At 56.5% G+C, this 25,425-nt stretch carries 15 protein-coding genes and 1 tRNA gene; 10 read left to right on the forward strand and 6 right to left on the reverse strand.

From position 1 onward, the window contains the following. The first annotated feature begins 195 nt into the window (after positions 1 to 195). From IB241_RS11075 to IB241_RS11110, 8 genes are all read left to right on the forward strand, one after another. A complete protein-coding gene (locus tag IB241_RS11075) occupies positions 196 to 1,548 on the forward strand; it encodes a TolC family outer membrane protein (RefSeq protein WP_192298429.1) in 1,353 nt (450 codons plus the stop codon). 45 nt (positions 1,549 to 1,593) lie between these two features. After that, positions 1,594 to 3,747 (forward strand): type I secretion system permease/ATPase, encoded by a 2,154-nt coding sequence (locus tag IB241_RS11080; RefSeq protein WP_192298430.1) that lies wholly within the window; start codon positions 1,594 to 1,596, stop codon positions 3,745 to 3,747. Then, positions 3,737 to 5,113, forward strand: coding sequence for an HlyD family type I secretion periplasmic adaptor subunit (locus IB241_RS11085; protein WP_192298431.1), 1,377 nt, complete (start codon positions 3,737 to 3,739; stop codon positions 5,111 to 5,113). Before IB241_RS11080 ends, IB241_RS11085 begins: the two co-directional genes overlap by 11 nt. A gap of 108 nt (positions 5,114 to 5,221) precedes the next feature. Further along, a tRNA-Thr gene (locus tag IB241_RS11090) sits at positions 5,222 to 5,297 on the forward strand. Positions 5,298 to 5,468: 171 nt separating this feature from the next. Beyond that, positions 5,469 to 6,791 (forward strand): tyrosine-type recombinase/integrase, encoded by a 1,323-nt coding sequence (locus tag IB241_RS11095; protein ID WP_192298432.1) that lies wholly within the window; start codon positions 5,469 to 5,471, stop codon positions 6,789 to 6,791. Positions 6,792 to 7,700: 909 nt separating this feature from the next. Then, positions 7,701 to 8,681: an integrase domain-containing protein gene (locus tag IB241_RS11100; RefSeq protein ID WP_192298433.1), complete on the forward strand. Its 981-nt coding sequence runs from the start codon at positions 7,701 to 7,703 to the stop codon at positions 8,679 to 8,681. Beyond that, the gene (locus tag IB241_RS11105) at positions 8,678 to 8,953 is read left to right on the forward strand and encodes a hypothetical protein (protein ID WP_192298434.1); all 276 of its coding nucleotides are present in this window, start codon (positions 8,678 to 8,680) and stop codon (positions 8,951 to 8,953) included. The genes IB241_RS11100 and IB241_RS11105 overlap by 4 nt, the downstream gene beginning before the upstream one ends. A gap of 351 nt (positions 8,954 to 9,304) precedes the next feature. Further along, positions 9,305 to 11,131: an ATP-dependent nuclease gene (locus tag IB241_RS11110; protein WP_192298435.1), complete on the forward strand. Its 1,827-nt coding sequence runs from the start codon at positions 9,305 to 9,307 to the stop codon at positions 11,129 to 11,131. Positions 11,132 to 11,277: 146 nt separating this feature from the next. Here the strand turns inward: IB241_RS11110 and IB241_RS11115 are convergent, their stop codons facing one another. Together IB241_RS11115 and IB241_RS11120 are read right to left on the reverse strand one after the other, a co-directional pair. Then, positions 11,278 to 12,231, reverse strand: a complete 954-nt coding sequence (locus tag IB241_RS11115; protein WP_192298436.1) for a reverse transcriptase family protein — start codon at positions 12,229 to 12,231, stop codon at positions 11,278 to 11,280. A gap of 490 nt (positions 12,232 to 12,721) precedes the next feature. Then, on the reverse strand, positions 12,722 to 13,576 hold the full coding sequence (locus IB241_RS11120; protein WP_192298437.1) for a hypothetical protein: 855 nt from the start codon (positions 13,574 to 13,576) through the stop codon (positions 12,722 to 12,724). 1,091 nt (positions 13,577 to 14,667) lie between these two features. Between IB241_RS11120 and IB241_RS11125 the strand changes: the two genes are divergently transcribed. Further along, a complete protein-coding gene (locus IB241_RS11125) occupies positions 14,668 to 16,797 on the forward strand; it encodes a M48 family metallopeptidase (RefSeq protein ID WP_192298438.1) in 2,130 nt (709 codons plus the stop codon). Between the two features lie 73 nt (positions 16,798 to 16,870). On the opposite strand, the gene IB241_RS11130 is transcribed toward IB241_RS11125, so the two are convergent. After that, a complete protein-coding gene (locus IB241_RS11130) occupies positions 16,871 to 18,166 on the reverse strand; it encodes an OprD family porin (RefSeq protein WP_192298439.1) in 1,296 nt (431 codons plus the stop codon). 410 nt (positions 18,167 to 18,576) lie between these two features. On the opposite strand from IB241_RS11130, the gene IB241_RS11135 reads away from it, so the two are divergent. After that, positions 18,577 to 20,652, forward strand: a complete 2,076-nt coding sequence (locus IB241_RS11135; protein ID WP_192298440.1) for a TonB-dependent receptor — start codon at positions 18,577 to 18,579, stop codon at positions 20,650 to 20,652. Positions 20,653 to 20,782: 130 nt separating this feature from the next. Here the strand turns inward: IB241_RS11135 and IB241_RS11140 are convergent, their stop codons facing one another. The 3 genes from IB241_RS11140 to IB241_RS11150 all read right to left on the reverse strand — a co-directional run bounded on the left by IB241_RS11140 (position 20,783) and on the right by IB241_RS11150 (position 25,358). After that, a complete protein-coding gene (locus tag IB241_RS11140) occupies positions 20,783 to 20,995 on the reverse strand; it encodes a hypothetical protein (RefSeq protein WP_192298441.1) in 213 nt (70 codons plus the stop codon). A 234-nt stretch (positions 20,996 to 21,229) separates the two neighbouring features. Then, complete coding sequence (aguA, locus tag IB241_RS11145; protein ID WP_192298442.1) at positions 21,230 to 22,336, reverse strand: agmatine deiminase; 1,107 nt, start codon at positions 22,334 to 22,336, stop codon at positions 21,230 to 21,232. A gap of 121 nt (positions 22,337 to 22,457) precedes the next feature. Beyond that, entirely contained in the window at positions 22,458 to 25,358 is a 2,901-nt protein-coding gene (locus tag IB241_RS11150) for an aminotransferase (protein WP_192298443.1), read from the reverse strand. Positions 25,359 to 25,425 lie beyond the last annotated feature (67 nt).

The raw sequence follows: 25,425 nt of genomic DNA on the forward strand, positions 1-25,425 counted from the left end.
CGTCAAGGTATTGACCTATTTGGCGCCATCCTAAACAATCCGCCCAGTAATGTCACATTGATATTTAATCGGCTCGCGACTTTCTGTTTGGACTACCAGGTTCCTATGACAAGCAGTCATTTCGGTTGCCAATTCCAATGCAATATTTCACGTTTGTTGCGTTTTTCAGGCAACCATCCCCGGGGAAGAATCAGAATGCGTTTGCACCTTTTTAAAGCTGTGCCGTTTGCTTTAGCCGCCAGTTTCGTCCAGGCCCAAACCCTGCCCGAAGCCATGCAAGATGCGGTGAAAAATCACCCGGAGATTCAGGCAGCTATTAATGCACGCATTGCTGCCGACTATCAGGTACGCGAAGCCCAGGGCGGCTACCTGCCTAAAGTCGACCTGTTGGGCGGCTATGGCCGTGAAAGCTCCGACAACACCACGACCCGCGCCAACAGCAACAGCCATGACTGGAAGAACCTGAACCGCGGCGAGTCGACCATTCGCCTGCAACAAAATTTGTTCCAGGGCTTTGGCACCGTCAATGAAGTCGGCCGCCAACAAGCCACCGCCAACTCCCGTGGTTATGCGCTGCTCAACACCTCCGAGCGCACCGCGCTGACCGTTGCCCAGGTTTATCTGGATGTCTTGACCCGTCGCGAGATGGTGCAACTGGCAGAAGACAACCTGAAGAGCCACGAACGTATTTTTGACCAGATCAAACTGCGCACCAGCCGTGGCGTCGGAAGAATGGCGGACATGGACCAGGCCGAAGCCCGTCTGGCTCAAGCGCAAAACAACCTGATCACCGAGCAGACCAACCTGGCTGACGCAAACACCAACTTCCTCAGTGTTGTCGGCAAGGAACCGGACCAACTTGAAAGGCCCACGGGCGTGGTGACCGAATTGCCGGCCAGCCTGGAAGAAGCACGCCGCCAGATGGTTGCCGACAGCCCGGTATTGCGCTCGGCCGAATCGGACATCGCCGCTGCCGAGAAGCAGTACGAAGCCGCCAAGTCGACCTTCTACCCACGTTTTGATGCGGTGCTGCAGCGTTCGGCCAACAACAACATCGGCGGCCAGGAAGGTCATGAAAATGGCTACTCCGCGATGCTGAACATGCAGTTCAACCTGTTCAACGGCGGCAGCGACAAGGCCAGCCTGCAATCGAAGGCGTCCCAGGCCAGCCAGGCACTGGACATCCGCAACAACGCCCTGCGCCAGCTGAACGAAGAACTGGGCCTGGCGTGGAACGCCTACAACAACGCCACCCAGCAAGTGCCGATCGCGCAGCAGTATGTTGACCGCAGCACCAAAGTACGGACCTCGTACCAGCAGCAGTTCAGCCTCGGTGAGCGTACACTGCTCGACTTGCTCGACAGCGAGAACGAATTGTTCACCGCCCAGCAGCGCTTGGCACAGATCAAAAGCCTGCAAACTTACACGCAGTACCGTATCAAGGCCGACATGGGCCAACTGCTGAGAAGTCAGGGCGTGGTGGCTCCGATGGCATCAGTTGTGCAAAACGATATTAAACCGTCGGTAAACCTGCCAGGGATGAACTGATTCTTGACGGCGTTGAACCACAAAACCGCTTAAGAGAGAGTCAGCTTGGATCCTGAAATTGGTGTGGCGCAACTCAACCATGACCCGCGCACTCAGCACGACGACCCATTGCTAGATGGGTTGTTGGCTCTCTGCTCCCTGCATTACAAGCCCGCCAGCCGGGCCATGCTGACCACCGGCCTGCCTCTGGCAGGCCAACGCATGAGCGCCGATCTGCTGCCGCGTGCAGCAGCCCGGGCGGGTTTGCAGGGGCGGTTGCTACAGCGCAAGCTGGAGCAGATCCCGTCCATCGCCTTGCCGGCCTTGCTGCTATTAAAGGAAGGCCGCAGTGCGGTGCTGTTGGGTTGGGAGGGTGATACCGCCCGCCTGCTGCTCAGCGAAAGCGACGGCGGTGAGGTGCAAGTCAGCCGAGAAGTGCTGAGCCAGGATTACAGTGGTCGGGTGTTCTTCGCCCAGCCACAGCACAAATTTGACGTCACCAGCGGCACCCTGATTCCACGCGCACGCTCGTGGTTCAAAGACACCCTCAAACGTTCACGCTGGCTGTACGCCGACGCCATCGCCGCAAGCCTGGTGATCAACCTGATCGCCCTGGCCGCGCCGTTGTTCGTGATGAACGTGTATGACCGCGTCGTACCGAACCAGGCCACCGCCACCTTGTGGGTACTGGCCATCGGTATCTGCGGCGCCTACCTGTTCGACCTGCTGCTCAAGAGCATGCGCAGCCTGTGCCTGGACCTGGCGGGCAAGAAAACCGACCTGATCATCTCCGCGACGCTGTTCGAACGCATCGTCGGCATGTCGATGAAAATGCGCCCGGCGCGCGTCGGCAGCTATGCGTCCAACATCCACGAGTTCCAGGGGATGCGTGACTTCCTCACGTCCCTGACCCTCGCCAGCCTGATCGATTTGCCGTTTACCCTGATCATCCTCGCGGTGATCGCGCTGCTGGGCGGCCACCTGGTGTGGATTCCCATCGTCGCCTTCCCGCTGGCCCTGGGCATCGGGCACTTCCTGCAAAAACCGCTGACCGCGACACTTGAACGCACCATGGCCCTGGGCGCCGAGCGCCAGTCGAGCCTGATCGAAACCCTCGCCGGGCTGGATGCGGTGAAGGTCAACAACGCCGAAAGCGAGCGCCAGTACCAGTGGGAACAAACCATTGGCACCCTCAGCCGCCTGGAACTGCGGGTGAAGGTGCTGTCCGGCCTGGCGATGAACATCACGCTGCTGATCCAACAACTGGCCGGCGTGGCGATGATCATCTTTGGTGTGTACCAGATCATCGACGGCACCCTCAGCATGGGCGGCCTGGTGGCCTGCTACATGCTCAGCGGCCGCGCCCTCGGCCCGCTGGCCCAGCTGTCGGGCCTGTTGACGCGCTACCAGCAAGCCAAGGTGACGATGGTCTCGGTGGACCAGATGATGGAATTGCCGCAGGAACGCAACTTCGACGAACGCCCCCTCAGCCGTAAAACGCTGCAAGGCGCGATGACCTTCCGCGACGTCAATTTCACCTACCCGGACCAGCAGAACCAGGCCCTGCACGGGATCAACCTGAACGTTCGTCCCGGTGAAAAAATCGGCATCATCGGCCGCAGCGGCTCGGGCAAAAGCTCGCTGGCCAAGCTGCTGGTGGGCCTGTACCAGCCGGACTCCGGCTCGTTGCTGGTGGACGGCGTAGACATCCGCCAGATCGACGTCAGCGAATTGCGCCACAACATCGGCTACGTCGCCCAGGACATCCAGCTGCTGGCCGGTACCCTGCGTGACAACCTGGTTTCGGGTGCGCGCTACGTGGACGACGAAATGGTGCTGCAAGCCGCCGAACTGGCCGGCGTGCATGAGTTCGCCAGGCTGCACCCGCAAGGCTATGAGTTGCAGGTGGGCGAGCGCGGGCAGAACCTCTCCGGCGGTCAACGCCAGAACGTCGCCCTGGCCCGTGCGCTGCTGCTGAACCCACCGATCCTGCTGCTCGACGAACCGACCAGCGCCATGGACAACACTGGCGAAGAGCGCCTGAAACAGCGCTTGCAAGCCGTCATCGAAAACAAGACGGTGATTCTGGTCACCCACCGCGCCTCGCTGTTGAGCCTGGTGGATCGCCTGCTGGTGATCGACCGTGGCCAGATACTCGCGGACGGTCCAAAAGCGGCCGTTATGGAAGCGCTGAAAAAGGGGCAGATCAGTGTTGCTTAAGTCCGGCCCAGGCCGTTGGAAAGATGTGATCTTCCGCTACTTCAAGGGCAGTGCCTCGCTTGATGGCCAGCCCCTGCCCGAAGTCGAAAAAGCCCTGATCGACGACGCCCCGCGCATCGTGCGCCTGACCATCTGGGGCGTGATCGGCTTTTTCGTGTTCCTGCTGCTGTGGGCCCACTTCGCGATCATCGACGAAGTGACCAAGGGCGAAGGCAAGGCGATTCCGTCCTCGCGCATCCAGAAGATCCAGAACCTGGAGGGCGGCATCGTCGCCCAGATCTACGTGCACGAAGGCCAGATCGTCGAAGCCGGTGCGCCGCTGATCCGCCTGGACGACACGCGCTTTGCCTCCAACGTCGGCGAAACCGAAGCCGAACGCGTATCCATGGAGCTGCGTGTGGAACGTCTCAGCGCGGAAGTCGACGACCGCCCGCTGAAGATCACCGACGCCGCGCGCAAGGCTGTGCCCAATCAGGTGTCGAGCGAAGAATCGCTGTACGCCAGCCGCCGCCAGCAACTGGCCGACGAAGTGGGCGGGCTGCAACAACAGCTGCTGCAACGCCAGCAGGAGCTGCGCGAGTTCAGCTCCAAGCAGGAACAGTACCGCAACAGCCTGAACCTGCTGCGCCAGGAAATCGGCATGTCCGAACCGCTGGTCGCCCAGGGCGCAATTTCTCCGGTAGAAGTCCTGCGCCTCAAGCGCTCGGAAGTTGAAACCCGCGGCATGCTCGACGGCACCACCCTGGCCATCCCCCGTGCCCAGGCGGCGATCAACGAAGTGCAACGCAAAGTCGACGAAACCCGCGGCAAATTCCGCAGCGAGGCCCTCGCCCAACTGAACGAAGCGCGCACCCTGCTGAGCAAGGCGCAAGCCACCTCCAAGGGCCTGGAAGACCGCGTCAGCCGCACCATGGTCACCTCGCCCGTGCGCGGCATCGTCAAGCAGATGCTGGTCAACACCGTCGGCGGCGTGATCCAGCCTGGCAGCGACATGGCCGAAGTGGTCCCGCTGGACGACACGATCCTGGTAGAAGCAAAAATCCGCCCGCAAGACATCGCCTTCCTGCACCCCGGCCAGGAAGCCATGATCAAATTCACCGCCTACGACTACACCATCTACGGCGGCCTCAAAGGCAAACTCGAACAGATCGGCGCCGACACCGTGATGGACGAAGAGAAGAAAAACACCTTCTACATCATCAAACTGCGCACCGACCGCAGCCACCTGGGCACGGACGAGAAGCCACTGCTGATCATCCCCGGCATGGTGGCCTCGGTGGACATCATCACCGGCAAGAAGAGCATCTTGAGCTACCTGCTCAAACCGATCATCAAGTCCCGGGCCGAGGCGATGCACGAGCGGTGATTGCGGGGAAATACCGGGTGACGATGGGAAAACTGGGGTTTTCGCAAAAATAGTCAGATTTCAGGGGTTTACAGAACCTTGGCAGTCGCTATAATCGTCGCCCAACACGCCGGTATAGCTCAGTTGGTAGAGCAACTGACTTGTAATCAGTAGGTCCCGGGTTCGACTCCTGGTGCCGGCACCATACAAGGTTCCAGAGAAGGCTTTCAAAATCTCTGGAACCCCCGAAAAACCCGCCTTCTGGCGGGTTTTTTCGTTTTGGGGTTCTGTCGGGTTACGTCAAAATCTGGTGGATTCCAGCCGTTTTAGGGGTAATGTTAGGGGTAAGGTAATTCGATAAAGGGGGAGTACCCTTATGTCGCGCACCACTGCTCCACTCTCCGACTCGGCTTGCCGCTTGGCAAAACCTACAGACCGCGCCTACAAGCTTTTCGACGGCGATGGCCTCTATCTCCTAGTCCAACCCAATGGCCGCAAAGGCTGGCGGCTCCGTTACGTCAAACCTGACGGACGGGAAGGACTGACCTCGTTCGGCAACTACCCCGTCATTGGCCTCGCCGATGCGCGCCGCAAGCGCTTGGAAGTCAAGCGAATGCTGGCGGATGGCGTTGATCCTATAGAGACCAAACACCAAGTTAAGGCGGAAGCCGTAATCAAAGGCAGAACCTTTGAAAGCGTTGCGCTCGACTGGCATACGGAAATGTCGGCCAAGTGGGCACCAGGCCATTCCAAGACAGTGATGAGCCGCCTCAAAACCCACGTATTCCCGCTGATCGGCGCACGCGCCATTGTTGATCTCGACACCCATGACCTTATGCAGCCCTTGGAAGCGATCAAGAAGCGCGGAACGATAGACGTTGCTTTAAGGGTACAAAACTACCTGCAGAGCATCATGCGCGAGGCAAAGCGCCTCCGGCTTATCACCATAAACCCTGCTTACGACCTCGAAGGCTCGATCAAGGCCCCGCGGGTGGTGCATCGCCCCGCTCTACCCTTATCGCGACTGCCGGAACTGCAGGAGCGGATCGACACTTATAAAGGCCGGGCACTTACCCGTCTGACGGTGATGCTGTCGCTGCATGTGTTTGTACGATCCAGCGAGCTGCGTTTCGCACGCTGGAGCGAGTTCGACCTCAAGCGCGGCACCTGGGAGATACCGGACACTCGCCCCGCGCTGGAAGGAGTACCCTTTTCCACAAGGGGTACGAAGATGGCAGGGGATATCCATTTAGTACCCTTATCGCCGCAAGCAGTGGCGCTACTCGAAAAAATCCATGCACTCACAGGCAAATTCGCATTGGTCTTCGCAGGGGATGCCAAACCCTGGAAGCCCATGTCTGAAAATACCGTAAACAACGCGCTTCGGACGATGGGATACGACACCAAAACCGATATCTGCGGGCATGGATTTCGTTCGATGGCCTGTAGCGCACTGATCGAGTCAGGATTGTGGTCGGAGACAGCCATTGAACGGCAGATGAGCCACAAGGAGCGCAACAACGTCCGCGCCGCTTATATCCACAAGGCCGAGTTCATCGAGGAGCGAAGGCTGATCATGAACTGGTGGAGCCGGTACCTGGAGGCCAACCGGCAGGAGCATGTCACTCCACACGAATTCGCGAACCAGACCGGACCGAACGTCACTCGCTTAAAAGCAAAACGTGGCGCAACTGAGTAAGCGCTCGGTCTTTATATCTCAGTGATCCGCTTGTCCACGCGGGTCCATCCAAACAGGGCTGCAAAGCCGCCCTGCTTGGATGGACCTCACTTAAAAAATCTGAAGCCCACACAACTGTCTATGGAAAACCACTGATTTCCACCGGTGGATAATTTCATCCACAGCCGCAGAACTCCCGAAAATTCGAGCCTTGACCCGAATTATCCACAGGCGTAGAAAAGATCGGGCAAAGCGCTGTTGTCGACAGCAACCCAGGTAGCCAGAACCTTTAAGGCTACGCCACACGATGGTGGTTCTCCCAAAGTGCGATTAGCGTCCGGCGGCTCGCACGGTCACAGCGATGTGATGGATGCTTACTTTTACCAGTGTGCCCACTGCGGCAACTCATCCCCTTGCATAGCTGCCCTGCAGCAACCTATCCGCTTGGCCATTCCTTGCGCCAACCTGCGCCCGTCTCTTTCTTCTGGAAAGAGACGGGCGCTCCTACCACTGCTGCAGGCCACCTCGTACAAGGCTTTGCGGCATTCCCCCTCGTGACAATCGGCGTGACAAACACCGAAGTCACCAGCAACAGCGATGCAGATGATGGTGCCGCAGCCCAAGGAACGGACTGCACCTGACTGACAGTCAGGCATGCCCCGGTCATCGCATCACTGCTTTTACCTGACTCAGGATCTCGCGGCGTTGGTTTCGTCAGCCGATGCAGCCCCCACCCGCCCACTTCCTCGGAAGTGTTCAGGAGGCCAGATCATGAGATGCCCAAGCTCCCGGTCGTAAAGAGCCGCCAGTCCCGCGTTAGTGGACAACCCTCACAGGTCGCAGGGGCCTTGATCCCTGATAACACTCAACATCCTTGGCGGGATGACGTGGGGAAAGTCTTAAAGGTTTGGCTTCGAGAGGAGTTTGATCATGGCACTGGTAGGTAGACGGGACGGGCGGAATTTTGGCTATGGTCGGCAACTGAGCTATGCCGGGCCGCAAGCGCTGAAAGACATGTTCGGCGGCGGACACTATGGGACCGTTAAAGCGCACAGTGATCGCTGGCAGGCGTTTGTTCGGTGGTGTCGGTCGGAGGATGGACCAGGAATTAACGATGCGCGACAAATTGATCGGCAGACCCTGCTGGAATACGCCGGATATCTGCGTCAGCAAGTTGAACAAGGCGCTATAGGCATCGCCACCGCGCAAAACCGATTGTCCAGCGTGAACCGGACCATGGCTGCGCTTCGAGGTGATCAGTATGTGAAGGTCGTGAGTCCGAGCAAGGCGTTGGGAATGCGGCGCATCAGTGTTCGTCAATCGGTACCGCAAGGCCAAGATCGCGAACATGTGAAACGGATCGTGGACGTACTCCGCGAACACCAAATGCAACGCGCTGCCGCCATCGTGCACTTGGTGCGAGCCGCCGGAATGCGCTTACGCGAGGCCATTTTGGCCGACCTTCCTCGACTGCAACGGGAAGCCGAGCAACTCGGGAGGATCAACATCCAGGACGGCACCAAAGGTGGCCGCTCGGGAGCCTCGGCCCCTCGGTGGATAACGGTGGATGAGCACATCCGCGACGCACTGGCATTCGCCCTTCAAGTCTCGCCCCATGGTAGCCGCAACCTGCTTGCAGCAAATGAACGCTACCTCGATTTCCAACAGGTAATCGTTCGCCCCGCACGGGAGATTCTCCATACGCACAACCTCAAGGGCTTCCACGAATTGCGGGCGACCTATGCGTGCGAACGCTATGAGCAAATCACCCAGCATCCTGCGCCCATCAACGGTGGCAATTGCTACCAACTTGATCATCACCTCGATCAGGAGGCCCGAGCACAAATCAGCTATGAGCTGGGACACGGTCGTATCGACGTGGCGTCGGCTTACATTGGTGGTCGAGTATGAGCAAGCCATTCGATATGGAGCTGTTCCTGACGGGCGTACTCACCGGGTCACATGTCACACGCCAGCGTCACCTTCGCCAAGCGAAGACCATTCAAGCGGCAATCTTTAATCGCTGGCACCGAAATAATCCATGGGACTGGCAGCGAAAGCATCTCGTATGGTTTCTCAGACACCACGTAAACCAGCACGCTGAATCGACGCGCTATTACTATCTGCTGACCATGCATTTGCTCGCTCTTCGCTTAGGAAAATCCTGGCAGTTCAAACGTTAGGAGAATGCCAACAATCGGACGATTCTGTTGAAAACAGTCGGCCGTCGGCTTCGCGCTAGTGTTGAAGCGAAAAACCGACCGTCTAAAACCGCGCGTCTAGGCGATGATCGTCCCTAGATTAATGGGTCAAGCCCCCACCCTGAAAATGCCTCCAAACAGTCAAAAAAGAGGCATTTCAAAGGAATCGGCCAAAAGACGTCGTCCAAATCTATCTAGAGAAACGTGGCGATTCAGAAATCAGTACTAGGCTTGTGTACGTGAGGATTTCTGTTTTTCGGAGTGACGTCGAAAGCATCGAGTCGCACGTAGACATTATCGTCGCAATCAAAAGTTAGACAAAAGGAGTTGTACATGCGCTTACATGAAGTCGATATAAAGAATTTTCGCAAGCTCAAAGATTGCAAAATTAAATTTAGGGACACTACCTTCTTAATAGGTCCAAATAATGCTGGGAAATCCAGCGTGTTTGCAGCACTTGATTATCTACATAAAACTGGCGACGTTTCCCTCGACGACTATTCGAAAACTTTTATACCTGAAACTGAAGACTATCGGCGGGAAACCGAAATTGAAATTGTCGCCGAATATAGAAATCTTCCAGATGATTCGGATGGATGGCTCGGCTTCAAGGGACGTGTTATCACTCACGAGACTCCTTTTCCTGGAGAAACAAACAAGAAAATTGTCTATAAGAAAAAATGGAGTATTGAGCATTCCAAGCCTAAAGTTTTTCTTATGGAGTATCCGCGTACTGTCAATGCACGTTACATCGACTGCAGAAAGGTAGAGGATCTTGTCGGAGAGGATTTTACTGATACTTTTCTTCGTGATTATTTTGGAGAGGCAAATTTAAATAAGCTGTTGAGCCACACGGCCGTTAAGAACCTTCTCACTGACTTACCTAGTTATTGGGATGCCGATTCTGCTCAAGAACCTGTTTGGGTGGAAAATCCCGGAGGCATACCCGGCAACGTTTTATCAAAGCTTCCAAAAATTGTAATTATTCCAGCAGAGTCATGTATTACCCAACTTACTCATCCTTCGGGGGCGCTTTTTAAGACACTTGGAGAGCTTTTTGATACCGTGCGTCAGGGCTCTGATAATTATAACCAAGCTCAGATTTTTCTGACTGAGTTAGCCAAGGAGTTAAATCCCAACGATAGCGAAACTGATTTTGGCAGGCTTATCACTGATCTTAATACTATGACACACAGCCTTTTTCCTGAATCATCCATTCATCTTAGCGCGTCTCTCGATCAGCCTGAAAAAGCTATAAAACCTCAATTCAACATCGAAATGAAAAGTAACGTAAGGACTACCGTTGCATACCAAGGGCATGGAATGATACGCGCTACGGCGTTCCAGTTACTCAGATATGTGCAAGGATTTGTAAATCGTCAAACTGATACTCCGAGAGCTACGATTTTCTGCTTTGAAGAGCCTGAAATATATCTGCACCCCGCTGCTGCTAACCAGATGCGCGATGTGCTTTATGAGTTAGCTGGCCCAAACTTCCAGATAGTTGCCACAACCCATTCTCCGTTTATGATAAATTTAGGCTCAGAGAAAAGCATGAGCCTGACAAAATTTTCATTTGCAAACGATGAGTTTACAACATGCAGTTCCTTTAATTTAGAGAGGGCATTCGAAGAGTTGGTTGGGGATGAAAAACAAAATCTGAAGATGCTTTTAAAAACAGATGATTATATTTCTCGTATTTTCTTTACTAAAAAATGCATATTTGTTGAAGGCGATACTGAAGAAGTCATTATTCGAGAAACAGTTAAACGGTTGGGGATGGTTGACAAGTCTCGATTCATAGGGAATTGTGAAGTACTCCGCGCTCGTGGTAAGCCCGTGTTGATTTCTATAGCTAAGTATATGAATGCGCTGGGTATGAATTACATCATCATGCATGACAGGGACGCGGGTACTCCCGGAGCTGTCATCATGAATGAACCAATTTTGGCTGCTTGTGGAGCAGATCGAAGAATTATGCTAGAGGAATGCGTTGAGGATGTCCTGGGTTATCCTTCCTCTGCATCTGAAAAACCGTTCAAGGCTTACAAACACATCCAAGAAAATTGGCCTGCAGACTTTGCAGACTTGCCGGAGCGCTGGCGTAATATTTTTATCGACTTGGCTGCTCCACACCTAAATCACCTACGCCAAGTTTAGGGCAGGATCAGATTGCTGCCATATTTTGAGCAGCAATCGGACTCCAATTAAAGAGACTGAAAATTTTGACAAATAGCGAGAGAAGAATGAGCTGAGAAAACAGGGTGAAAGCTGACTTTGAAAATTTTCTCTATTACAATGTACGACTACAATAAGAGGTTTACAACTTGCTGCTCGTCAACAAGACCGAGAAATTTCTGATGAGACTCGCTTATAGTTTTTTTCTTAGCCTTAGCGTATTGATTTTCAGGCTCAATCTGAAGAAGATAATTAAGACGCCCAAGTAACCGCTCGTAAACCAAAGGGTCAAAATTTGGTAGCCGTGCAAGATTGCTGACATTTCTCTCCAATTCATAAATCTGTGCCCTGAGCTTCCGCTTGAACACTCTCGGAGCTTTTAGTTTTCCAGATGATATAGAAACACCTGTTACTATCTTCTTTCTACCATCCAACTTAAATTGCGTTTTCTTTTCGTTTAGAAAGAAACCATACTCCAGTATAATCTTACCTACCAATGACGCTAAGTCCCTCGGTATGAAATCCCCCGAAAAAGCCAAATCATCGGCATAACGTGAATAGTCTATACCTAAGAATTTTGCTAGTGCGGAAAGCCTTATATCAATGGGGTTAAATACTAAGTTACTAAGCACCGGACTTGTACACGCTCCCTGAGGAAGCTCATCATTTAAGGTACAAAGATTAGAAATATAGAAACATGCACTATTCTCGCACCCCTCCCTCTGAAGAGCCTCAAAAACCATCTGCTTTGATATGCTCGGAAAAAAATCTTTTATATCGAGCTTAAGTAATTCCTTACCATTTATATGCACACGAGCATGATCTATCGCGCTCTTCCCCTTAACATAGGCATACGCAGACAAGTTGCACTCGACAGAAGAAAGAACACTGTTGAAAATATTGCTTTGGATATATGACAAAGAAGGGTATGGCGAGCTTATAGTCCTTACGCCGCCACTTCGTTTGGGTATCTTGAATTCCCTGTAAAAGCTCGGTGGACTTGCTATTATACGTGACAATATAGCGAGGTTTTCTTTAGAAGAAATACCTAACAACTTAAGAATATGCGAATCCATCTGCATAAAAATCGCCTAAATAGTGTTGAAGGTCGGCCCTACCAGCTTGCTCTTTTCACTTAAATTCATTCACGTCAGTGAATGGATTTAACTCTATTGCGAAGCAATAGAGTTGAATTCATTCAGTGGCTAAAACCAGCCTGAATGATAAAGGCGGATACACCTTCGATTACTAGAGCCGACCCCAACGAGTGCATTATACATAACGAGAAGCTCCGGTCAAGGTTCTAGGTGAGTACTCATCAAGCGCACTAGGTCTACGCGTTTTCTGGAGCCTATTCAAAAGCGCGATCTTGCTATTAGATAAATTATCAGAAAGTCGAACACTCCGACCCTCTTTAACAATGCAATCATTTGAGATTAGAAAGCTTATAACTTCTATTATTAACGAAGGGGAAACACCATACTGTAGGTGAAAATCATGAATCTCGTGCCATTCACGATCAGCGATAAAATTAATGAATTCTCTGAGTGCTGTTCTTTTTGAGTCCACAGATCACCCCGCACGCCTTAAAAGGGTTCTAAAACGATCTCCGTTTTTTAACTTCGCCCACCAAAAAACCGGAAACACATTATTCGGACAGTTGTCATTCTCGACACAATACAGCGCTTCGCTCTTAGAAAAACCAAGACTATAATCTGAAATTTTCTTATTTTTATAACTATCGTGCAACTTACGCTCTAATCCAAGCATGAGGCTTTTATAGTCATCGGCTATTTTCTCTTCATACTTATCTGAAATTGCTCTATCCAACGGTAAGGCCGTAAATACTTCAGACCCTGTCTCCCTAGCAATCCTCTCACACCCAAATCGCATGCCCGCAATAGACATATAATAAACTTTATAATCTTTAACACCATTCTCCGCAAGGATCTTAAACAACCATTTCCCTTTTGCAATCAGCTTGCCTCCGCTTCCGATAAAGTCATCGAAAAGCACAACCGAATCGCCATCCCTTATAGATTTTGCCCCACTAGGAATACTAGGCATCATTCGAACATGCCAATCTTCATATGGAGTCAATTTATTCTTTAACTTCTGGAGAGCCGCGACCGAGCCATCAACCTCCACATCATTCGACGCTGCTACTATCCATGTAGTTTGCGGCCGCAATAACCACTGCTGAATTTTTTCATCTATATCCTTGTGTATTTGTCGTTCCTTTTTAGAATCCAAGATCACAAAATTCTTAATCAGCTCTTTCAAAAAAACCTGCTCATTTCTATGATCGCAGATATTCCAAAGCTCCGAAAACTCATCCAGACATTCTTTGACCCAAGCCTGAGCCTCGACGATCTCGATCATATCATATAAGACATCTGCTGAAACTTTCGTGGCTACCAAGCTCAAAGCATACTCCTCACATAAAAAATCTTAAGCCAGACAAAATATAAAATAACCGATCAGCATCAAATAGTCACTAATTATAAACGCTTCCTCCAACGATACTATTACCCCTAATTACGTCATCACCTCACCAAAAGCCTCTTAGCTGGATCATCCTCAAAACACCGAATTCAAACTTACGATAACCGTTATCCTCTAACTCAAGGCAAGTACCAAAAGCTCAAATACAAATAGTATAAACTGCGGATTTGATGAGCATCGGACACTCGTTTCACGAGAGGGAAACGGGGACAGACTACGAATCCGGAACAGGCCGATTATAAGTCAGCTCGAAATCGTAGGCTATGTAGGGTGGCGATGTCTAAGATGCTAGGGGCAGTTTAGTGAGCACCAAGCGCTTAAGGATAGAAATAGGGGTAGATAAAAGTTTAGCAAAAATACAAGTCACTGAAATAATTAAAATTTTTACTGATCTTCGACTCCTGGTGCCGTACCATATCTCAAAGCCCCGCAATGCGGGGCTTTGTCGTTTCTGACGTTTAGAAAAACACTCCTCCTAAAACCACCAAAAACCCCACTCCGTCCAAAATTCGTCCAATTTCATTTTTTGGACGCTTTCCTACTACCAGCTTTTCTTCCCCCTCTTCCTCTCAAAAAAACACCCACCAACTGATCCAACAAAACTACCTCTCCCATATGCCCAGAGCTGAAATGCGCATTCTTCATCGCCATCACCAACGATGCATGCCTCGTCGTGCTGAGGCAGGCTCTGTCGCAGGAGGCGCCTAGGGCAAAGCATCTAGCGGATGGATAGGTGAGAAGATCTACGAGGCTGTTAAATGACACTGAGCACGGGCGATGCGGTTCTTTAACAGAGTTCGGTTATCACGACTTGGGCGCCGATCCGGCGCCTAGGATAATTTCTCCCAGGCCCCACTGTGGCAGGTGGACCTGATGGCCCGCTACCCGATCACCGACAACGCCTTAGCCGCTGATCGGCCGAGGCGTTTTGCATCACATCACGGCAAATTTTGGCCTCCCGCCCGCGCGTTTTTCGGTATAACCCACATTTACTGCGTCGCGAACGGACTCCCATGAACGCCCTGAAACTCATCTTTCTGCTGGTCATTTTCCCGCTGCTGCTGGTCGCCCTCGGCGGCTGGGAGTTGCAGCGGGCTGACCGCGCCACAACGGCGATGATCGACCAGCACATCAGTACCGACCTCTACAAACAAACCCTGCAAGCCGTGGCGGCCAGACAACCCGAGGCCGATGTCGCGCCGCCGGAAGGCATGATCACCGTCCAGGCCGCCCTCGCGCGTCTGGAGAAGGTCGAAGCCGAGTTTCCCACCGCCCACCGCATCAACCGCGTCTTGCGCGCACTGGCCCCCTGGGTGATCGGCCTCGGGCTGCTCGCGACGTTGATCGGCCTGGCCGCACTCGCTGGTACGCATTGGGCCGGGCGCCGCGCGCAGCAGTCTCGCGAACAGTTGCTACGCGTGTTCAGCCTGGGCAGCCGCCTGTTGCCCTACGTGTTGGTGAGTCATGTGGTGGCGATGGCCGCGACGGTAGCGCTGGTGCTGGTCTTCGAGGGGCTGGCGCTGTGGCATGTGGGCAAGCTCGGCAGCGGCGTAATGAAGCTGATGGGCATGCTGGGAATGGTCGCGGCGTTGTGCCTGTATTCGATCTGGCTGCTGCTCAAGCAATTGCGCCCGATGCTGGCGATGTTCGAGCCCACGCCGCTGGAGATGTTTGGCCAGCGCGTGACGCCCGAGCAAGCGCCGGGGTTGTGGCGCCATGTCGATGAGTTGGCCGCCAGGTTGGGTGCATTGCCACCGGAGCATATCGTGGCGAGCCTGACCCAGGACTTTTACGTGACCTCCAGCGCAGCCCTGGTGATGCCCGCCGGAACCCTCTTGCACGGCCGCACCCTGCATGTCCCGCTGCTGTACCTGGGGCTGCTGGACCGTGAAGAAATCGGCGCGGTGATCGGGCATGAACTGGCGCACTTTGCCGGTGAAGACACCGAGTACAGCCTGCGTTTTTTGCCGATCTACGATGGGGTCAGCCGCAGCCTTGGCGCATTGGCTGACACGATACTGGCCAGCGATCCGATCCAGGGTCGCCTGATGCGCCCGTCGTTCATGCTTGGCGTGTTTTTCATGGAGCGTTTCGACCACGCCGTAAACCATTGGCGCCGCGAGCGCGAGTTGCTCGCCGACGCCGCCGGCGCGCGGCTGGTGGGCCGTGCCGCCATGGCATCGGCGTTGTTGCGGGTGTCGGTGTTGCACGCGCCGCTGGACGATACGTTGATGGACAAGGGCGCAAACGCCGCTGAACGCGATCTGCCAAACGCCGTACTCATGGCGCTGCAAGGCATGGAGTTGCAACTGCCACCCGAGGCGTTGGAGAGCCAGCAGCCGCACCCCACCGATACCCACCCGTCCAATGGCGAGCGCCTGCAGGCATTGCAAGTGACCGTCGATGACAGCGTGCGCAGCGCCACGCGTGCCGTGGATGCAGGGGCAGCCAACACACAGATCGACGCGTGCTTCAGCGCGCCGCAGGCCCTGCGTGAAGCCCTGTCCCGCGACCTGACCGCCGTGATGGCGTCTGAAGAATCGGCACATATGCAGTTGCTGGAAACCATGGTGGACTCGGTCGAGGGCGAACGGACCTTCCATGAAGGCGGTCGCTGGCGCGGTGCGCTGATGGCGCTGGCGTCGACACCTTTTGTGCTCGCCGGGTTGTTTGCCATCAGCCGTCCCTGGCTCGCCCCGGAACGCCTGAAGGGCACGCCGCTGTCGGCGCTTGGCGCAGGTGCGTGCCTCAGTCTGATCGGGCTGGCCCTGCTGTGGCTGGGCATCCGCCGCTTCAAGCGTGCGCCCCAGACTGCGTTGCGCCTGACGCCGGAACATTTTGTGTTCAATAACCTCGCGCAACCGCTGCCGATCGAGCATATCGATGAGGTCAGCTTGCAGTTCGTCCAGGGCATCTGGGTAACCGTGCACCTCACACCCGAAGCGCCGCTGCCGGCAACGCGCAAAACCGCGTTCGGCGTACCCGGCGCACGGGTCAACAGGAAGAAGCGCCAGGTGCTGCTGCACATGGCGCAGCTGTGTGTCGACAATAAGAAGATCGAACCCTATGAAGGGCTGTCGATGATGCTCAACTACAAAAACGCGGCACTGGCGCGCAGGATCTTGCAACAGCGCGAGGACTGATCCGGCGGCATAAAAAAACCCCGAACCAGTCGGGGTTTTTTATCGCCTTGAATCAGGCGCTACACACGATCACTTAGAAAACGTTGATCGGGTAGTCAGCGAACAGACGCAGTTCGTTACCGCCAATGTTGTAGTTGCTGGCGTTGTTCGAAACGCGCAGCCACGAGGCGCGAGCGCGCAGGCTCAGGTCTTTGGCCGGGCCGCTCTGAACCACGTATTTGAACTGGTTGAAGATCTCGCGCTCGGTGCCATTGCCGCGGTTGGAACCGTCGTCGATGTTGGTGCCGCGCACGTACGCCACGTTGTAGCTCAGGCCAGGCACGCCGTAGGCGCTGAAGTCCAGGCCGTAGCCAACCTGCCAGGAACGCTCGTCCTTGCCGTTGAAGTCAGACCAGTAGGAGTTGGCCAGCAGGATGGTGTTGCCACCGTCGCCGATGCCGCTGTTCTTGTTGTCCTGGTGGTAGCCGCTGTACAGGTAGCCGGTGTCGCCGGTGCTGCGCTGATGAGCGAGGGTGAAGCTGTGTGCGCCAACAGCCCAAGTGGCGGCCAGGCTCCAGATTTTGTTGTCGCGGGCGTCTTGGTCGCCTTGGGTCAGCTGGGCGAAATCTTTGTCCAGCTTGGTTTTGTAGCCGTTGAAGTCAAAGGTCAGCGATTGCTTCTCTGGCAGGGCCAGCACGTAGTTGACGTTGACGTATTGCTTCTTCAGCACGTCCTGCATATCGGAAGCGTACAGCGCGGCCGACAGGCTTTCGGTGAACTTGTAGCTACCGCCGACGTAGTCGATGCTCTTCAGGTGACCGCTGTCGCTGCCTTCGGCGCTCTTGCGACCTTGCTTGGTGAAGTGACCAGCGTCCAGTTGCAGACCGGCGATTTCCTTGGAAACAATCGAGGTGCCCTCGTAGGTTTCCGCCAACAGACGGCCACTGTCGTAAGCCAGGACCGGTACGTTCGGCAGCTGCTGACCGTATTTCAACACGGTGTTGGAGATACGTGCCTTGACCGCTGCGCCGCCTTTGGCCAGGTCATTGGCGGCCGAGCCGCTGTCGCCTTGCTTGAAGAAGTCGATACCGCCACCGCCGCTGCGACCTTTACCACCGTCCAGACGGATAGCGTATTGGCCCAGCACGTCCACACCCACACCGACGGTGCCTTGGGTGAAACCGGACTCGAACTTGCCGATGAAGCCTTGGCCCCATTCCGCTTTGTCCTGGTTGTGGTCTTTGTAATCACGGCTGATGTACGCGTTACGTGCAGCGATGTTCAGGTGGCTGTCTTCAACGAAACCCTTCGATTCCGCTTGATCGTTAGCCATTGCTGTCGATGCGCTCAAAATCCCCAGAGCGATCAGACTCATCCGTTGCTTCAACATTTCTTATATTCCTTATTACTGGTTGAGTACGCGCTATGACACCAGGCTCCGTATTGCTTTCTGGCGTCGACTTTTCCCGGGAAAAAGAAGGCCCGCGGACGACGAGTCTGCCGCGGGCCTTTTCTTATTGGAGGAGTCATGGCTGTTAGCCACAGGCGTTGGACGCAATCCTAGTCGCGCCCGGAACTATGTGTCAATTTCGCGAATCGTCTGTATTTAGGCGAAAAAATTCTAAGCAAAGGCCTACAGCCTTTCTGAAAACGACCAAAAAACCCTTCCAGCGACGAAAAACACACATTTCGTAACATATTTCAAAGCCGATACATTTGGTATTGGATAACGCGCGCAAATGCAAAGCATTACCATTAGCGCGCAGTTTTCCTCCCCAATAATCCGGATACATTTCCCCCATGCCTGCCCCACGCCTGTCGCCCATCACCCTTGGGCTTTCCGTCTTGCTGTCTGCCGGTTTTGCCTGTGCCACCACCACCTTGCCTGCCACCTCGATCAGCGCCGAAGCGGATGAAGACGACCCGCGCATCAAGCAAACCAGCACCGCCACACGCACTGCCACCCCGGTGCGGTATGTGCCCCAAGCCATCGACTCGGTAAAGACTGAAAGCCTGCGTTCCTACGGCACCAACGACCTGGGCCAGGCCTTGAGCGGTATCCCCAACGTCAGCAGCGGCGCCGATACACGCTTCGACAGCCTGCGCATTCGCGGTTTCGACGCGAGCAACGATTTCTACCTCGATGGCATTCGCGACGACAGCCAATATGTTCGCGACCTGCACAACATCGAGCGCATCGAAGTGCTCAAGGGCCCGGCGGCCGTACTCTACGGGCGAGGCGGTCAGGGAGGGATCGTCAACCGTGTGAGCAAGCTGCCGATCGCCGGGCACAAGTCCAGCATCGAAGCCCAGGGCGGCAGCAACGACCTGCGCAGTCTGTATGCCGACCTGAGCACCGACCCCAGCGATAACATCAGCCTGCGCCTGAACATGGGCAACCAGGACAACAACAGTTTTCGCGACGGTGTCAGTGGCAACCGCCAACTGTTTGCGCCGTCCATGAGCTGGCAGCTCACGCCGGACCTGAACTGGCTGGTGCAATACGAATACAGCCGCTACAACCGCACACCGGATCGCGGCATTCCCGGCGTCAACGGCCGCCCGGCCGATGTGAGCCGCAGCACCACCTACGGCGACAGCCGCGACTACATCGACGACAAGTCCCAGTCGCTGCGCTCCAAGCTGACCTATGAACTCAACGACAACTGGCAACTGCGCCAGACCCTGGGCGTGTTCAAGCTCGACAGTGATTTCGACAACACCTATCAAACCGCCTACGTGCCGGCGACCCATAGCGTCACGCGCCAGCGCTGGCAGCAGGACCTGACCACCCGCAACGTCTTCAACAACGTCGAACTGGAAGGTGGCTTCAGCACCTACGGCCTGGAACACCGCGTGTTGACGGGCCTTGAACTGGGCAGCCAGCGGCGCGATCCGAAGCTGTACACCGCGGCGGTCAGTCGCGAGGTGCCAAGCCTCGACCTCAACCAGCCCAATCGCAACCAGCGCCACACCGGGCGAATGAACGTGTGGAGCAACGCCCACACCGAAGTCGAAAGTCGCGCCGTCTACGTGCAGGACCAACTGCGCCTGAACGATCAATGGCAAGTGCTCGCCGGCCTGCGCTACGACCGGTTTGAAGTGGACTCCAAGAACAAGCTGCTCAACCGCCAGCAGGCTGTCGAAAGCCACAGCACCAGCCCGCGCTTCGGCCTGGTCTGGACGCCGCTGGAAAACCACTCGTTCTACGCCTCGTGGAGCAAGACCTTCTCGCCAGCGGGCGGCGGCGTGATCGGCATCACCCCCAATGCCGCAGGCAGCGTCAACGACCTGAGCCCCGAGCTGACCAAGCAAAAAGAAATCGGCGTCAAAAGCGACTGGTTCGACGACCGCCTGAGCACCACCCTGGCGGTATACGAACTGGAACTCTACAACCGCCGCACCGCCGACCCGCAGGACCGCTCCATCACCCTGCTCAGCGGCCTGCAACGCTCGCGCGGCGTGGAACTGACCGCCAGCGGCAAGATCGTCGGCAACTGGTACGTGCGCGGTGGTATCGGCCTGCAGGACGCCACGGTCGTGAAGGACAACAACGGCTTCGAAGGTAAGCGCGTCAGCGACGTGGCCAAGCGCAATGGCAGCCTGTTCATCACCTGGAAACCGGAAATGGGCTGGTACGCGGAAACCGGCTTGACCCTGGTGGGCGATCGTTATGCCGACAGCTTGAACACCGTGGTCCTACCGGGATATGGCCGCTGGGATGCGCTGGCCGGGTTCCGTCAGAAGGAATGGGATGTGCGTGCGGCGCTGAACAACATCGCCGACAAGACCTACTACGCCTCGGCGACGAGTGTGGCGCAGATCCAGCCGGGGGAGCCGCGTAGCCTGGTCGTAACCGGCACCTACAGCTTCTAAGACAGAACACCATCCCAATGTGGGAGCGGGCTTGCTCGCGAATACGGAGTGCCAGTCACCAGATGTATTGACTGATTCACCGTATTCGCGAGCAAGCCCGCTCCCACATTTTTTTGAATGCAGTGTTCTTTTAATTTTTCAGCAAATCACACAACGCGTGCACTTCATCTTCACTGAACAGCCCCACCGGATAGCGTTGGCTCATCATGCTGCGCAAATCCGGCAGCCTGCTCTTCCGTGAGCCGTTTTCCTTCAACCAGAGCCCCAGTGCTTGGATCGCGTCGCCGTCAACCCGCATAGGGTGAAACGTGCGCGTGTACATCAGGTTGATTTGAGGACTCATTTCAGCGCTCTCTCCTACTGCGTGAGCGGCCAACTTACTCAAGGTTTATGACAGAACTGCACAGCCATAAACCTGGATCACTGTCACAACAGCGATACAAGAGCTATGCCAATGTCGGCGTTTTATCGCCAGGCGCACACAAAAAAGCCCGCGGCCTTGCTGGGCCGCGGGCTTGCTGTGGGTGATGGCAGCGTTGGGGCGCCAGTCACCGTCACGCTGCTGTTACAACTGCACTCAGTTTTTCTGTGGAGCCGGCTGTTGTTGGGTAAGGCAATGAATATTCCCGCCGCCTAGTAACAGTTCGCGGCCCGGTACCATCACCACTTCATGCTGTGGGAACAGGTTCTGCAGGATGACCCTGGCCTGGCCGTCCAGTGGGTCGTCGAAACTTGGCGCGATGATGCCGCCGTTGACGATCAGGAAGTTCACGTAGGAACCGGCCAGGCGCACGCTCGGATTACGTTCCTGCGAACCGTCCACCGGGTCGACACCGGCGCACTCTTCCTCGGTGGCGTACAACGGCCCCGGGATCGGCATTTTGTGCACTGTGAACGGGCGGCCCTTGGCGTCGGTGCTGCTTTGCAGCACGTCCAGGGCGGCGTGGCAGCGCGCGTAGTTGGGGTCTTGCGGGTCGTCGGTCCAGGCCAGCAGCACTTCGCCAGGGCGCACGTAGCAGCAGAAGTTATCCACATGGCCGTCGGTTTCATCGTTGAACAGGCCATCCGGCAACCAGATGATCTTATCCACAGCCAGGTTGGCGCTGAGCACTGCTTCGATTGCCGTGCGATCCAGATGTGGGTTGCGATTGCGGTTGAGCAGGCACTCTTCGGTGGTGATCAACGTGCCTTCGCCGTCGACGTGAATCGAACCGCCTTCCAACACAAAACCCTCGGTGCGGTAGCGCGGCGCGCGTTCGATCTCGAGGATCTTGCCGCCCACCTGCGAATCGCGGTTCCACGGCGCGTACAGGCCACCATCAAAGCCGCCCCAGGCGTTGAAGTCCCAGTTCACACCGCGCACTTCGCCGCTGTCGTTGATCACGAAGGTCGGCCCGGTGTCACGCACCCAGGCGTCGTCGCTGGACATTTCCACCACACGGATATTCGGCACATCCAGGCGTGCACGGGCGTTTTCGTACTGGCCGGCGGACACCGCCACCGTCACCGGTTCAAAACGCGCAATGGCCTTGGCCACCGCCACATGCGCCGCTTGCGCCGGCTTGCCGCCCAGGCGCCAGTTGTCCGGGCGCTCGGGCCAGATCATCCAGGTCTGGGTCTGTGGCGCCCATTCGGCAGGCATGTAGAAGCCATCGGCGCGAGGTGTGCTGTGCAGGGTGGTCATGGCGATCAGGACTCCGAATGGGGCAAAGGCCGACTTTATAACGGATAAAAATCGGCTTTAAAAGCAAGCAATGATGCTAGCCAATAAATATGACAAGAAATAACCGATAACAATCGATTAACTACAGTTGCTCGTCGAGCACCTTCGACAGCATGTCGACAAAAAAATCCACGCTGCGCCTGGACGTGACCATCGGCGGTTTGATCTTGAGGATGTTCAGATAGTCGCCGGTTGGCTGCATGAAAATCCCCAGCTCGCGCAGGCGATCACACAGCAGCGTGGTTTCTTCGGTGGCCGGCTCCAGAGTCTGACGGTCGCGAACCAGCTCCAGCCCCAGGTAAAAGCCGGAACCGTGAACCGCCCCGACCAGTGGATGCCGCTCGATCAATTCCTCCAGGCGTGCCTTGAAATGCCCGCCAACCACCTGGGCGTTTTCCCACAGCTTTTCTTCCTCCATCACATCCAGCACCGCCATGCCGATCCGGCAACTCACCGGGCTGCCCCCCGACGACGAGAAGAAATACCCCTCAGCCTCCAGCGCCTCGGCAATCTCCCGCCGGGTGATCACCGCGCCCAGCGGCTGGCCGTTCCCCATGCCCTTGGCCATGGTGATGATGTCCGGCACCACGCCCTGCTCTTCAAAGCCCCAGAAGAAGCGGCCCATGCGCCCGTAGCCCACCTGCACCTCGTCGGCGATGCATACGCCACCCTGGGCGCGGACCAGCCCATACACTTGCTGCAAATACCCCGCAGGCAACGAGATGCCACCGGCATTGCCGTACACCGGCTCGCAGATGAAACCCGCCAGCTGGCGCTGATTAGCAGCGATTTTCGCCAGGTTGTGCTCCACACTTCGTACGTAGTCCGGCGCACTGTCCGGCCCGCGAAACTCGCCTCGATAGGTGTTCGGCGCAGTCACCGGATGCACCCAATCCGGGCGGCTGCTCAGCGCCTGGGGGTTGTCGGCAATCGAGGTGGACACCGCGTCCGCCGCCACCGACCAGCCGTGGTACGCCTCCAGCACGCTGAGCATGTCGCGCCCGCCGCTGTAGGCCCAGGCCAGGCGGATCGCCAAATCATTGGCCTCGGTGCCGCTGTTGACCAGGAACACCCGGTCCATCCCCTTGGGCGCCAGCGCCAGCAAGCGCTCGGAAAATTCGGCAATCGCCGCGTAATGGAAGCGCGAGTTGGTATTGAGCAGCGACCACTGCCGCGCCGCCACCGCCGCCATGCGCGGGTGGCCGTGGCCTAGGACCGCGACGTTGTTGAGCATGTCCAGGTAGGAGCGGCCCTGCATGTCGATCAGGTGGTTGCGCCAGCCGCGTTCGATACGCGGCGGGTCGACGTAATAGTGTTTTTGCGAACGGGCGAAACTGGCGTCGCGTCGGGCCAGCAATGCCTTGGGGTCCAGCTCGGGTTCGGCATCACAGGCCAGCCCCAGCAACGAAGCTGGCGACGGGCACAGGGCCTGCCAGGCCATGGCGCGGGACGGCGTGCAGAACAGCGGCGGCGTAACGTCTGCGCGGCACAGTTGCACGATCAACGGCGCATGCACCTCGCCGAGCACCTGGCCCTCAACCAGCAGCGCCCCCGGTTTCAACCCGGTTGTCAGCCCCCACAACCGCAGGCTCAACTCGACGCCCTGCACACTCACAAGACCGTCGGCGTCGTGGTGCAGCGTCCCGGCGAAAGGCGCTTCCAACAGCGTGCCATGGGGCAGATGCATCTCGACATGCAGCGCGAATGTCTCAGGCTCCGTGGCAGTGTCCGGGTTGGTGCGCGAAAGCCGATATTGGCCGTAGCGGCTGGCCGCCAACCCATGCACCGCCGCCGCTTCGTCCAGCAGCCGGCGATCAATCCCGGGCTGCTCCCAATTGCCCGCCTCGAAATGCGGGCTGAGCACGCCCAGGTCGATCAACGCAAACTCACGCCCCACCAGCTCCGGCAACAACGGCGCGAAATCCTGGCTGGCAAACGGCAGCAGGTTCTCGCCGACGCTGCGCAAGATCGCCGCGTCCATCAACGCGAACGGCACCGACGTTGCTACGTGGAAAATTTCCCACTCATGTTCAGCGTTCTTCAGCAGGTAAGCGTTATCCGGGTCCAGCCGTTGTTGCTGCTCGCTGCTCAGTACCAGCACCGCCGCCCGTGCCACGATCAGCGGCCATAGCGCCTGCAACTCTTCACGGCGCAGCGGCGTCACCGCATGGAACGCCTGCACTGCCGGCAAGATCGCAAAGGGGTCGCCCTCGGCGTGATGCAGCAGCGCCGCGCAGGTCACCGACAGGTCGGCAATGCGCCAGGTGTGCACCAGATCACCGAAATCAATCACGCCCTCAACCCGCCAATGCCGCTGGGCGTCACGCTGCCAGACCACATTGTCGTCGGTGATGTCCATGTGCACGGCCTGCCACGGCAGGTGCTCCGCCAGCGGTCGGATATGCGCCTCGACCTGCTCGGCGACCCGCTCCAGTTCGGCGCGGTGCGGCAGATTTTCCAGGGTTGCCAGCAAGTGCGTGATCAACTCAGGCGCGTGGCGCGGGTCCCATTGCAGCGTGCGGTCCAGGCCCGGGTGCCCGAACGGCGCCAGGGCCAGGCTCATGCGCCCGCACAGGTCGCCGAAGCCTGCGATCACCTCGCGGCCCAGGTGCGGCAGATGGGTCAGCGGCTGGCCATCGATGTAGTCCAGTACGCGCAGGTGCAGGGTTTGCCCGTCGTGGGTGATGGTCAGCAACTCTTCGCCATTGAGCGCCTTTATCACCTGTGGTACGCGTACGGCGTGCAGGCTGTTGAGTGCGGCATGCTGGGCCTGCAACTCCACAGCGGCGTAGTCGCCCCGGCAGATTTTCAGAACGAACCGACCGCGGGCGCTGTCGACCTTGTAATTGAGGTCTTGTTGGCTGCCCAGTGATTGCAAGGTGCCAGTTAGGCCGTAATGCTGCTCAAGTAATTGCGCCGCCTGGTCGAGGCCCACTTGCGGGCAGGGTAGACTGGCGCGGTGAATCAACGTGGCGAGCAGCATGGGGGCATCCTCTATTTTTTAGACGTGTATCTCGCCACTGTTCGGGGGGTTTAGGCAACCCCCTGCG

Source organism: Pseudomonas sp. PDM05, from assembly GCF_014851685.1.
GTDB lineage: Bacteria > Pseudomonadota > Gammaproteobacteria > Pseudomonadales > Pseudomonadaceae > Aquipseudomonas.

What these genes read in the sequence shown, in the direction of transcription:
- IB241_RS11075 (WP_192298429.1), top strand. Translation starts at nt 196, where the DNA reads ATGCGTTTGCACCTTTTTAAAGCTGTGCCGTTTGCTTTAGCCGCCAGT.
- IB241_RS11095 (WP_192298432.1), top strand. Translation starts at nt 5,469, where the DNA reads ATGTCGCGCACCACTGCTCCACTCTCCGACTCGGCTTGCCGCTTGGCA.
- IB241_RS11100 (WP_192298433.1), top strand. Translation starts at nt 7,701, where the DNA reads ATGGCACTGGTAGGTAGACGGGACGGGCGGAATTTTGGCTATGGTCGG.
- IB241_RS11105 (WP_192298434.1), top strand. Translation starts at nt 8,678, where the DNA reads ATGAGCAAGCCATTCGATATGGAGCTGTTCCTGACGGGCGTACTCACC.
- IB241_RS11110 (WP_192298435.1), top strand. Translation starts at nt 9,305, where the DNA reads ATGCGCTTACATGAAGTCGATATAAAGAATTTTCGCAAGCTCAAAGAT.
- IB241_RS11115 (WP_192298436.1), bottom strand. Translation starts at nt 12,231, where the DNA reads ATGCAGATGGATTCGCATATTCTTAAGTTGTTAGGTATTTCTTCTAAA.
- IB241_RS11125 (WP_192298438.1), top strand. Translation starts at nt 14,668, where the DNA reads ATGAACGCCCTGAAACTCATCTTTCTGCTGGTCATTTTCCCGCTGCTG.
- IB241_RS11130 (WP_192298439.1), bottom strand. Translation starts at nt 18,166, where the DNA reads ATGTTGAAGCAACGGATGAGTCTGATCGCTCTGGGGATTTTGAGCGCA.
- IB241_RS11135 (WP_192298440.1), top strand. Translation starts at nt 18,577, where the DNA reads ATGCCTGCCCCACGCCTGTCGCCCATCACCCTTGGGCTTTCCGTCTTG.
- IB241_RS11140 (WP_192298441.1), bottom strand. Translation starts at nt 20,995, where the DNA reads ATGAGTCCTCAAATCAACCTGATGTACACGCGCACGTTTCACCCTATG.
- aguA (WP_192298442.1), bottom strand. Translation starts at nt 22,336, where the DNA reads ATGACCACCCTGCACAGCACACCTCGCGCCGATGGCTTCTACATGCCT.
- IB241_RS11150 (WP_192298443.1), bottom strand. Translation starts at nt 25,358, where the DNA reads ATGCTGCTCGCCACGTTGATTCACCGCGCCAGTCTACCCTGCCCGCAA.